We start from the raw sequence: 10,810 nt of genomic DNA, 5'->3' as shown, positions 1-10,810 counted from the left end.
CCCTCACGGTACTGGTTCACTATCGGTCGCTGAGGAGTACTTAGGCTTGGAGGGTGGTCCCCCCATGTTCAGACAGGATTTCACGTGTCCCGCCCTACTCATATCCAACCATCACCCTTATCCGTACGGGGCTATCACCCGTTGGTGCCTGCTTTTCCAAACAGTTCCGGTGAAGATCAGGTCGGCATTGGCCTGGTCCGCGTTCGCTCGCCACTACTAACGGAGTCTCGTTTGATGTCCTTTCCTCCGGGTACTTAGATGTTTCAGTTCCCCGGGTTCGCCTTAAACCCCTATGTATTCAGGATCTAATCCCTTCATCTGACCCTCCGTAGTGCCAGAACAGGATCGCTCCTGCCCTGACAATACAAAGGGTCGAAGGGGGGTTTCCCCATTCGGAGATCCTTGGATCAAAGCTCGTTCGCAGCTCCCCAAGGCTTATCGCAGCGTACCACGTCCTTCATCGCCTCTCAGCGCCAAGGCATCCACCAGATGCTCTTACGACACTTGATTACTCTCATGATCCATGTCCGCCCGGCAAAAGCCGAACACGGATCTTCAAGAAAGACCTGTCTTCAACGCGTCAAACGTTGAAGACGATTTTGCTTGCCAAGCATCTCCGACGCTCCCGGCTGCGGGCCGGGGCTGGTGCGCGGAACTAGGTCGTCCGCTGGTCGAAGATGCTGCCTCTTTACGATTTCAAACATCCGCGCCGCTCACCCCCAAGGGGAGGGCACGAATTCCTTTGACGATCCACGGCCATGAACAAGGTCATGGCCTATGGACTTCCAGAACACAAAAAATGGTGGAGCCTGTCGGGATCGAACCGACGACCTGAAGCTTGCAAAGCTACCGCTCTCCCAGCTGAGCTAAGGCCCCGTTTTGGCTTTGGCCTCAGACGCCGGCGAAAGCGTCCGCTTTCTTGGCTTCCCGCGCCATGGGGCGCGGCGGCCGGTCGGCCTTCGCAAGAGCTGGCGCCAGGACCGACGCGCGAGCGTCGCAAGCCCGACCGGGCGCCGCCGACGTTTCGGCGGACAGCCAAAGGGACGGACGTCCCTGCCGGCGCTTGAGGCTTCCCCAAAATGGTGGGCCTGGGACGACTCGAACGTCCGACCTCACCCTTATCAGGGGTGCGCTCTAACCACCTGAGCTACAGGCCCCAATCGAAGCAAGGCGCGGCATCCGCGCCAACCCCGACCGATGTGTTCCGGAATTGAGAAGAGAAGCGAAGACGGCAGCGTCCCGCAGAATGAGCTTCTGACTGAAGCTCTTTGTTCCAAGCGATCCGATAGAGCAGGCGAGAAGCCTTCTCATAAGAGATCGTCCTTAGAAAGGAGGTGATCCAGCCGCAGGTTCCCCTACGGCTACCTTGTTACGACTTCACCCCAGTCGCTGACCCTACCGTGGTCGCCTGCCTCCTTGCGGTTGGCGCAGCGCCGTCGGGTAAGACCAACTCCCATGGTGTGACGGGCGGTGTGTACAAGGCCCGGGAACGTATTCACCGTGGCGTTCTGATCCACGATTACTAGCGATTCCGCCTTCATGCACTCGAGTTGCAGAGTGCAATCCGAACTGAGACGGCTTTTGAGGATTAGCTCCCCCTCGCGGGTTCGCTGCCCTTTGTCACCGCCATTGTAGCACGTGTGTAGCCCAGCCCGTAAGGGCCATGAGGACTTGACGTCATCCCCACCTTCCTCGCGGCTTATCACCGGCAGTCCCCCTAGAGTGCCCACCTTAAATGCTGGCAACTAGGGGCGAGGGTTGCGCTCGTTGCGGGACTTAACCCAACATCTCACGACACGAGCTGACGACAGCCATGCAGCACCTGTGTTCCCGCCAGCCGAACTGAAGAGGTGTGTCTCCACTCCTCATACGGGACATGTCAAAGGCTGGTAAGGTTCTGCGCGTTGCTTCGAATTAAACCACATGCTCCACCGCTTGTGCGGGCCCCCGTCAATTCCTTTGAGTTTTAATCTTGCGACCGTACTCCCCAGGCGGAATGCTTAAAGCGTTAGCTGCGCCACTGACGAGCAAGCTCGCCAACGGCTGGCATTCATCGTTTACGGCGTGGACTACCAGGGTATCTAATCCTGTTTGCTCCCCACGCTTTCGCGCCTCAGCGTCAGATCCGGACCAGTCAGCCGCCTTCGCCACTGGTGTTCTTGCGAATATCTACGAATTTCACCTCTACACTCGCAGTTCCACTAACCTCTTCCGGTCTCAAGCCTCGCAGTATCGAAGGCAATTCTGTGGTTGAGCCACAGGCTTTCACCCCCGACTTACAAAGCCGCCTACGCGCCCTTTACGCCCAGTGATTCCGAACAACGCTAGCCCCCTTCGTATTACCGCGGCTGCTGGCACGAAGTTAGCCGGGGCTTCTTCTCACGCTACCGTCATTATCGTCGCGTGCGAAAGAGCTTTACAACCCTAAGGCCGTCATCACTCACGCGGCATGGCTGGATCAGGCTTGCGCCCATTGTCCAATATTCCCCACTGCTGCCTCCCGTAGGAGTTTGGGCCGTGTCTCAGTCCCAATGTGGCTGATCATCCTCTCAGACCAGCTACTGATCGTCGCCTTGGTGAGCCATTACCTCACCAACCAGCTAATCAGACGCGGGCCGATCCTTCAGCGATAAATCTTTCCCCCAAAGGGCGTATCCGGTATTAGCCCAAGTTTCCCTGGGTTATTCCAAACTGAAGGGCACGTTCCCACGCGTTACTCACCCGTCTGCCACTGACCCCGAAGGGCCCGTTCGACTTGCATGTGTTAAGCCTGCCGCCAGCGTTCGTTCTGAGCCAGGATCAAACTCTCAAGTTGAAGAATTTGATCTCGACTGTCGTCACTACGCAAATTGACAGAGTCCATCTCACTCCAGGTCGCCCTGAAGCGGTGTACTCACCAATCAAAGCATAGAACGGGTCGATGTCTATTCACCCGAACCAAAAGGTCCGGCGCAAGGACACCGCCGCCTACGCTTCTCTTCCCTCTCAACAATGTCAAAGAACATAGACCCCGGAAGGTCCGAACCCCGAAAGGTCCTGGCGAAGGATCCGTTCGAACCCCGCCGCCGATGGGTCTGATCTAGTCCCCGGCCGCCGCCCTGTCAACCGCCCGACGAAAGTTTTTGCAAGCTTTCGTCGCGATCGTCAGAGCTTTTGCAGGGCCTCTCCCAAGTAAAGGCCAAGCAACAGCGTCCGCAGAAACGTCGCCGTTGCTGCGCCACCGTGCCGGAATGCTCGACAGCACCCCAGCCGTTGCTGGAAAAGATCGTCGCCAGAGGAGCAACGGGCCGGCCCGATCCCTCGAACCGCCGACGCTCGTGACCCGGACCCGGAACGAGACCGGTCCGCACCGCCCGGCAGCACCCCGCCCCGAACCCCGATCAGGGCCCGGACCCGCGGCAGCCGCCATCCTGGTGAAAAGCCCCCCTCAGGGCCACGCTCTCGCAAACAGCCCCCAGAAGGAGGCGCTCCTATAAACCCTCCAACCCGTTTTGCAAACGGGATTTGACGGACGACGGATGAAATCTGCGTCCGGGGTCGCGTAATGCCGTTATTCAGGAAGCCTAAGTGATATAGTTCGCTTAGCTGATATTTCAAGCGTGCCAATAGCACTCCGATGACCATCGATTTTGCATCATGGTGCATTGTGGTGTTTAGCCACTGGTGGGTCGGGCCGCACGATTGCTATGTTCGGTCCGTCACAGAGAGGTCTTCGTGTCGCAGTCAGGTTCCATAGATGGTCAGGCCGTCGTTCGTGACGGCTATGCCGAGCGTCTCATCGACACCGTGACCGATACCGCGTTCATTCTCCTGGACGCGGACGGGAATATCGCCAGTTGGAGCCGCGGAGCGGAGCATATCCACGGATGGAGCGCCGGCGAGGTGATCGGGCATTCCGCTGTCCTTCTTTATATGCCGGAGCAGGGCTCGGAGGCTCTTCGGCTTGACCTCCAGGCGGCTCATGAGAGGAGGCATCACCAGGCTCAGGGACTGCGGGCGCGCAAGAACGGTTCCACGTTCATGGCGCAGATCACGATGGCCCAAGTCGAAGACGGGGAGGGCCGCCCGGGCGGAATCGCCATGATCACGCGGGACATCACCGAATGGGTGATGGCCGAAGAGGCGCTGAGGACACGGGAGGCTCACCTGCGGTCGATCCTGGAGACCGTTCCTGACGCCATGGTCGTCATCGACGAGGACGCGCGGATCCAGTCCTTCAGCGCGGCAGCCGTGCGGCTCTTCGGATTCGAGCCGGAGGAGGTGATCGGCGAGAACGTCAAGATCCTCATGCCGTCGCCGTATCGTGAACAGCATGACAACTACATGCTGCGCTATCGCACGACAGGAGAGAGGCGGATCATCGGCGTCGGGCGCGTGGTCGTCGGCCAGCGCAAGGACGGATCGACCTTTCCGATGGAATTGGCCGTGGGCGAGATGCATTCCGGCGGCATCCGTTACTTCACCGGTTTCATTCGCGACCTGACCGAGAGGCAAAGGACGGAGACCCGCCTGCAGGAACTGCAATCCGAACTCGTCCACATGTCGCGTTTCACGGCCCTCGGCGAGATGGCCTCGACCCTCGCTCACGAGATCAACCAGCCGCTGACCGCCATCACCAATTACCTCAAAGGATGCCGAAGAATTCTGGAGCGCATGGAGGGCGACACGGTCCCCATGCTGCGGGATGCGGTCAACGAGGCGGGCGAGCAGGCGCTGCGGGCAGGGCAGGTGATCCGTCACCTGCGCGAATTCGTCGCCCGCGGCGAGAGCGAGCGCCATATCGAGAACCTGCCAAAGCTCATCGAGGAAGCAAGCGCTCTCTCTCTCGTGGGGGCCAAAGAGCAGGGTGTCCGGGTCGTCTTCGACTTCGATCCGAATGCCCCCTTCGTGCTCGCCGACCGCATTCAGATCCAGCAGGTCCTGCTGAACCTGATCCGGAACGCCATCGAAGCCATGCAGGAGACCGAGCGCCGGGAGCTCAGGGTCGCAACCCGCAATGTGGATGAGGGGCATGTGGAGCTGAGCGTCGCGGATACCGGACCCGGCCTTGCTCCGGAGGTCGCAGCCCAGCTCTTCCAGCCCTTCGTGACCACCAAGAAACATGGAATGGGCGTCGGCCTGTCGATCTGCCGTACGATCGTGGAGGCCCATGGCGGGAAGATCTGGGCGGATTCCAAGCAGGGCGAGGGAACCGCTTTTCGCTTCACATTGAGGATGGTCGGACGGGAGGAGATGGCCCATGCAGAGTGATGTTGCCGTGCATGTGGTTGACGATGACATGGCGGTACGCAAGTCGCTGGCGTTTCTGCTCGCCTCGGAGGGAGTGCCGGTCCGCCTGCACGAATCCGCCTCCGCCTTCCTCGATGCCGCACCGGGCCTGGAAGCCGGTTGCATCGTCACGGATGTGCGCATGCCCGGCATCGACGGCATCGAACTGATCCGTAGGCTCAAGGCGCGCAGCATCGTGCTCCCGGTGATCGTCATGACGGGCCACGCGGATGTTCCGATGGCCGTCGAGGCCATGAAGGAAGGGGCGGTCGACTTCCTGGAGAAGCCCTTCGGAGACGAGGTGTTTCTCGCGTCCGTCCGATCCGCCCTGGCCCGCCAGGAAAAGAGCAGCCACCACGGCCTGCAGGTGGCAGAGATCCAGGGCCGGTTCGAGGCCCTGTCGGAACGGGAGAAGCAGGTTCTCGACGGGCTCGTGGCCGGCAAGGCCAACAAGGTCATCGCCTACGATCTCGGAATCAGCCCGCGCACCGTGGAAATCTACCGGGCGAACGTCATGGCCAAGATGCATGCCAAGAGCCTGTCGGAACTCGTCCGGCTCGCTTTGCTGATCGAGGCCAGGTAGTCTCCTGAATAAGCCCCTTAAGGAATATCCCTGAATAGGGCGAGAGCCGTGTTCGTGCATAATCCGCGAGACTGGCCGGCCGAATATATTTCGGCCGGGATCGAGGATGATGCAGGCTTTTCGGATGTCTCAGCCCCTGGGGCCGGTCATCGTGGTAGACGATGACGAAGCGGTCAGGAACTCATTGAAGTTTGCCCTGGAGCTCGAGGGCCTGACCGTGCGCCTGTTCAAGGACGGCCCCGAGCTCCTGTCCGAGGCCGATCTCCCGCAGAACGGATGCTTCGTGATCGACTACAACATGCCGGGCATGACGGGGATCGAACTCGTCAACCGGCTGCGCCAGCGCCGGGGCGATTGCCGGGCGATCCTCATTGCGTCCCGGGTCAGCGACGACCTTTATGCTCGCGCGGCCCGATCCGGCTTCCGGAACGTTCTCGAGAAGCCCCTGCACGACAGCGAGCTTCTCGACAGCATCCATGCGGCTCTGGCCTGAGTTCCCGTAGAAACGGTCTCAGGATGCGGCGCAATTCGGTTCCGGCGGCTTGTCGGGCGCTTTCAAGACGCAACAGCCCTGCCGTCGGCAACGGCAGGGCTGTTGCGGCTCTCGGGTCTTGAGGAGCTTAAGTTAGGTGTTCAGGCGCTCGAGAGCGGCCCGGTTCGCCAGCACGACATGGCGTGCCGAAGGAAGCTCGATGATGCCCTGCCGCTCGAGCTGCGTGAAGGACCGGGAGACGGTTTCGATCGTCAGTCCAAGATGGTCGGCGATATCCGTCCGCGACATGGGGAGATCCAGCGCGTCGTCGTCGGCGGTCCGCTCGGCCATGTCGAGAAGAAAGGTTGCAATCTTCTCGACCGCCGACTTGCGGCCCAGGAGAAGCATGTGGTTCTGGGCCCGCACCAGGGACCGCATCATGCCTGTCGTCATGTCCTGAACGAGCTGGGCATCCTTGCCGACCGAAGAGGCGAGATGAGTGCGGCGGTAGAGGATGACCATGCAATCACCGACGGCCTCGGCGCAGAACCGGTGCTCCTCGCCGGCTTCGATGCCGAAGATGTCGCCCGTCAGGTGAAAGGCGTCTATCTGGCGGCGTCCGTCGCTCAGGAGCTTGGAGGTGCGCACCACGCCCGAGAGAACCTTGTAGACGAAAGCGGCCCTGTCCCCCTCGCCGAAGATCTCCTCGTCCTTGGCGAAGGACCGGACGGAGCCGACGGAGGGCGTGGAGGCGTCCGCATAGGGGCGCAGCGGCGGGATGTTCAGATCAAGGGAAGGAAGGGCCGAAGAAGAGGCTTTGGTGAGGAGCGCAGTGTGCATCGAACCCTCGTGAACTTTTGAATTGACGTTGCAGTTCATGGGTACAGCTGCAGGGGCTGGGCTAAAATTCAGGTCTGATACCTAAGGGGTTTTCCTTAGGTCGCCTTATGGGCGACCAGAGACGGCTCGGGAGCAGCGAAACCTAAGTGAAAAGACCTGCCGCAAAAGTGCCCAGGATCGCCCCCGACAGCAGGGTTGCGTCATGCAGGCCCAGAAGCCATTGCGAGACCGGACCGGCTCGGTGGATCCAGAGCGTCGTTCCAAGCGTGGTCAACGACCATCCGGAGCCGACCAGGGCCGCCGCTGCGGAGAAGCCGCCGACGGTCCCGGAGAGCATGAAAGCCGCCGCTCCCGCCGCGAGCAGGATGCAGCCCAACATCGTCAGGGGGGCGGGGAGCGCCAGACGTGGGAAGAACGCGAGGATCAGCGACGGGGCATACATGGCCATGACATGCCACGCCACCGCGCCCACAACCGCTTCCGACGGCGCGCAGCCGATGACCGCCATGGGGGTTGCGCCCATCAAGGCCGTCATCGCGAGCCATCCCAGGGCCCCGACCGCAGTCGGAAGGAGGATGGAGCGCCATCCCTGAAAGCCGGCTGCTTTCGATTTCGTGTTCCTGAGACGCCGGTAGGGCAGAGATGCGGTCGCAAAGAGGGACGCCACGTGCGCGAGGGCGGCAGCGGCGGCCGTGCCCGCGAAAGTCCATGGCGAGGCCAGTGACTCGGCCATGCCGGAAATCGTGGGGGCTGCCAGGCTCGCCAGGGTGGCGGCTCCGAAAACGATCAGGACGCCACCGGCTCCCTTGCCGCCGACCGGCACGGCGGCGTGGCGATAGAACAGGCTGAAGCCGCATGCGATTCCGAGCCAGAACCCGCCGAGCACGAGGGCGTTGAAGTGCATCGACACGAGCGCCCAGACGAGAACGAGGCCGCCGGCGGCACCAAGGCTGGCGCCGAGGGAAAAGGCCGCGCGGCGGCCGAAGGAATCGAGGAGGAGCGAGGCGGGGAGACTCGCAAGAGCCGCTCCGACATAGAAGGCCGTATAGGGAAGCGTTGCGAGGCTCCGGCTCGGCGCAAGCGCCAATCCGGCCAAGGGCAGAATGCTGAGGGTCAGGACCTGGGCGAGGACGGAGAGGGCGAAGCCAGCCGCAAGGGGCGCTGTCCCGCGCACATCCGCAACGGTGTCGTCGAGCGCGCCCGGCTCGCAGATGCACTCCAGATGCCCCGCTCTGGGTATCACCGTCGAGGACGTCATTTCCGGATATCGTCGTCTGACAGGACGCGCACGGCCGCGCCCTGCACATCGTCATATTGGCCGTTCTTCAGAGACCACATGAAGGCCGCGAGGCCGGACAGGCCGAGCAGGAGCGCCATGGGAACGAGATAGATCAGCACTTCCATCTTTCAGGCTCCTTGCGTGACGGGAACGATGGGATATTGCGCCGTCTCGGGCCGGGGCTCCGACCTGCGCCCGCGAGCCCGGAGGGCATTGAGCGTGACGAGGGTCGATGAACCCGACATGGCGAGCGCCGCGACGAGAGGCGTGACGAAGCCCAGGAAGGCCAGCGGAACGGCGATGAGGTTGTAGACCAGGGCAATTCCCAGGTTCTGCCGCATGAGGCGATGGGCCCGGCGCGCAATGTCGATCGTGTCCTGCACGGGCTTCAACCGGTCGCCCAGGAAGACGGCATCGGCATGGGCCTGGGTGAGATCGGCGGCGCTGATGGGTGAGAGCGACACATAGGCGGCCGCCAGCGCAGGCGCGTCGTTCAGCCCGTCGCCCACCATCAGGACCTTGCAGCCTTCAACCTTGAGAGCCTCGAGAGCCTCGATCTTGTCGGACGGCTTGCAGCCGCCGCGCCATGTGGCGATGCCGAGCGTCGCGGCGATCGGCGCCACGGCTTCGGGCCGGTCTCCGGAAAGGATGCGGCAATCGAAGCCGCGTTCGCGGAGGTTCTGCACAATGGCGACCGCATCGGGGCGCAGGGCCTGCCGCACCAGGAGGACGCTCCGCTTTTCACCCCAGGAAAACGCAATCACGGAGGCCGCTGGATCGGTTACGGCCGCTTTGTCGGCGATCTCCGCAGCGCCGCAGAAGGTCGGGCTGCCGAGGCGCATCTCCATGCCGCCCACGACGGCACGGACGCCCTGGCCGGTCTCCTCGGCTACATCGTCATAGGGACGGCGGTCACGCGCCATCTGCGCTACGGCGGCGGCGAGGGGATGGCGGCTCGACAGCGCCAGCCGGCTTGCAGCCTCCAGCAGGTCGGGCGCCACATCACCCGCATTGATCACACTCATGGTCGGCAGGGTCAGGGTCCCGGTCTTGTCGAACACGATCGTGTCCACCTTGGCCAGCCGCTCGAAGGCGTCGCCCGCATTGAGGAACACGCCCGCGCGGAAGAGGGCGCCGGATGCGACCACCTGGACGACCGGCACCGCAAGCGCCAGAGCGCAGGGGCAGGTGATGATGAGAACCGCGATGGCCGTCAGAAGCGCATCGTGAACGGAGGCCCCGGTCGCGATCCATGCGACGGCCGTGACGGCAGCGGCCGTGTGCACGACCGGCGCGTAGATTTTCGCGACCCGGTCCGCCAGTTGCACATAGCGGGATTTCGCCGCGGCTGCATTCTCAAGAAGGCGCTCGACCTCGTCAAGCAGCGTCCCCTTGCCGGCTGCGGTGACCTGAAGGGTCAGAGTGCCGTTGTGGTTCATGCTTCCGGCATAGACCTGAGAATCAGCCTTGACCGAACGATGGGCGGTCTCGCCCGTGACGAGGCTCTCATCGACATCGGAGGCCCCGGAGAGCACGATACCATCGACGGCGATGCGCTCGCCCGGGCGGACGAGGACCCGGTCGCCGGGGTTCACGGCGGCGGTCGGCACCAGGACGACCTCGCCATTGTCCTCGATCCTGTGCGCGACCTCGGCCCTGAACGAGGCCAGATTGCTCGCGACGGCTCGGGTTTTCCGGCGCATGGCCTGATCGAGGTAACGGCCGCAGAGCAGGAAGAACAGCAGCATCACAACCGAGTCGAAATACGTATGCTCGGCGGAATTGATCGTTTCGTACACCGATACGCTCAACGCAAGTAGAATGCCGATGACGATCGGCACGTCCATGTTGGTGCGACGGTTGCGAAGGGCGCTCATGGCGCTCTGAAAGAAGGGTTGGCCCGCATAGGCGACCGCCGGGAGGGCGATGAGAGCGGCGAGCCAATGGAAGAAGTCCCGGGTCTCGGGCGTGATGTCCGTGACATTCCCGGACCAGACCGAAACCGCCAGCAGCATGATGTTCATGGAAGCGAACCCCGCCACCGCAAGGCATTTCAGAAGCCATTGGGCACGGCGCGTCTCCTCCTCCTCGATCAGCTTGGCCCAGAAGGGGTGGGCCCGGTAGCCGAGCTGCCGCAGCTCTTCCACGACCTGCGCGGGCGAAATGGCGCCGTCGCGCCATTCGACGGCGAGACGATGGTTCGTGTAGTTGAGCCGGGCATCGACGATACCCGGCAGTCGGCACAAACCACCCTCGATGTCGTCGATGCAAGCGGCGCAATCGATGCCCTCGACGGCGAGGTCGAGATGAGCCGTTCCATCGCCCTGTCGCGTGACGTAGATGGAGAGATCGAGGGTTTCTGCCATGA

Annotated in this window: 7 protein-coding genes, 2 tRNA genes and 2 rRNA genes (1 of these 11 only partly in view); 3 read left to right on the top strand and 8 right to left on the bottom strand. The window is 62.5% G+C overall.

Annotated elements, in window-relative coordinates:
• The 4 genes from H0S73_RS14885 to H0S73_RS14870 form a co-directional block, all read right to left on the bottom strand.
• Positions 1-510, bottom strand: a 23S ribosomal RNA gene (locus tag H0S73_RS14885); it reaches 2,302 nt to the left of the window's first position.
• A 290-nt stretch (positions 511-800) separates the two neighbouring features.
• Positions 801-876 (bottom strand) — tRNA-Ala (locus H0S73_RS14880).
• 204 nt (positions 877-1,080) lie between these two features.
• Positions 1,081-1,157: transfer RNA gene (locus tag H0S73_RS14875), tRNA-Ile, on the bottom strand.
• Between the two features lie 170 nt (positions 1,158-1,327).
• Positions 1,328-2,815 (bottom strand): 16S ribosomal RNA (locus tag H0S73_RS14870).
• Together the 16S and 23S rRNA genes with 2 tRNA genes alongside form the textbook arrangement of a ribosomal RNA operon.
• Before the next feature lie 899 nt (positions 2,816-3,714).
• Between H0S73_RS14870 and H0S73_RS14865 the strand changes: the two genes are divergently transcribed.
• The 3 genes from H0S73_RS14865 to H0S73_RS14855 all read left to right on the top strand — a co-directional run bounded on the left by H0S73_RS14865 (position 3,715) and on the right by H0S73_RS14855 (position 6,344).
• Entirely contained in the window at positions 3,715-5,250 is a 1,536-nt protein-coding gene (locus tag H0S73_RS14865; RefSeq protein WP_181052885.1) for a PAS domain S-box protein, read from the top strand.
• The gene (fixJ, locus tag H0S73_RS14860) at positions 5,240-5,851 is read left to right on the top strand and encodes a response regulator FixJ (protein ID WP_181052884.1); all 612 of its coding nucleotides are present in this window, start codon (positions 5,240-5,242) and stop codon (positions 5,849-5,851) included. The genes H0S73_RS14865 and fixJ overlap by 11 nt, the downstream gene beginning before the upstream one ends.
• A gap of 124 nt (positions 5,852-5,975) precedes the next feature.
• Positions 5,976-6,344 (top strand): response regulator transcription factor, encoded by a 369-nt coding sequence (locus H0S73_RS14855; protein ID WP_181052883.1) that lies wholly within the window; start codon positions 5,976-5,978, stop codon positions 6,342-6,344.
• Between the two features lie 132 nt (positions 6,345-6,476).
• Here the strand turns inward: H0S73_RS14855 and H0S73_RS14850 are convergent, their stop codons facing one another.
• From H0S73_RS14850 to H0S73_RS14835, 4 genes are all read right to left on the bottom strand, one after another.
• The gene (locus tag H0S73_RS14850) at positions 6,477-7,163 is read right to left on the bottom strand and encodes a helix-turn-helix domain-containing protein (RefSeq protein WP_181052882.1); all 687 of its coding nucleotides are present in this window, start codon (positions 7,161-7,163) and stop codon (positions 6,477-6,479) included.
• A gap of 142 nt (positions 7,164-7,305) precedes the next feature.
• Positions 7,306-8,421, bottom strand: a complete 1,116-nt coding sequence (locus tag H0S73_RS14845) for a hypothetical protein (protein WP_181052881.1) — start codon at positions 8,419-8,421, stop codon at positions 7,306-7,308.
• Positions 8,418-8,567, bottom strand: coding sequence for a cbb3-type cytochrome oxidase assembly protein CcoS (ccoS, locus tag H0S73_RS14840; protein WP_181052880.1), 150 nt, complete (start codon positions 8,565-8,567; stop codon positions 8,418-8,420). Before ccoS ends, H0S73_RS14845 begins: the two co-directional genes overlap by 4 nt.
• Before the next feature lie 3 nt (positions 8,568-8,570).
• Positions 8,571-10,808: a heavy metal translocating P-type ATPase gene (locus tag H0S73_RS14835; RefSeq protein ID WP_181052879.1), complete on the bottom strand. Its 2,238-nt coding sequence runs from the start codon at positions 10,806-10,808 to the stop codon at positions 8,571-8,573.
• Positions 10,809-10,810 lie beyond the last annotated feature (2 nt).

It is taken from the genome of Microvirga mediterraneensis, assembly GCF_013520865.1.
GTDB classification, from domain to species: Bacteria; Pseudomonadota; Alphaproteobacteria; order Rhizobiales; family Beijerinckiaceae; genus Microvirga; species Microvirga mediterraneensis.
The sequence above is the reverse complement of the archived record's forward strand: the minus strand, read 5'-3'. Positions and strand labels throughout refer to the sequence as shown.

What these genes read in the sequence shown, in the direction of transcription:
- fixJ (WP_181052884.1), top strand. Translation starts at nt 5,240, where the DNA reads ATGCAGAGTGATGTTGCCGTGCATGTGGTTGACGATGACATGGCGGTA.
- H0S73_RS14850 (WP_181052882.1), bottom strand. Translation starts at nt 7,163, where the DNA reads ATGCACACTGCGCTCCTCACCAAAGCCTCTTCTTCGGCCCTTCCTTCC.
- H0S73_RS14845 (WP_181052881.1), bottom strand. Translation starts at nt 8,421, where the DNA reads ATGACGTCCTCGACGGTGATACCCAGAGCGGGGCATCTGGAGTGCATC.
- H0S73_RS14835 (WP_181052879.1), bottom strand. Translation starts at nt 10,808, where the DNA reads ATGGCAGAAACCCTCGATCTCTCCATCTACGTCACGCGACAGGGCGAT.
- ccoS (WP_181052880.1), bottom strand. Translation starts at nt 8,567, where the DNA reads ATGGAAGTGCTGATCTATCTCGTTCCCATGGCGCTCCTGCTCGGCCTG.
- H0S73_RS14855 (WP_181052883.1), top strand. Translation starts at nt 5,976, where the DNA reads ATGTCTCAGCCCCTGGGGCCGGTCATCGTGGTAGACGATGACGAAGCG.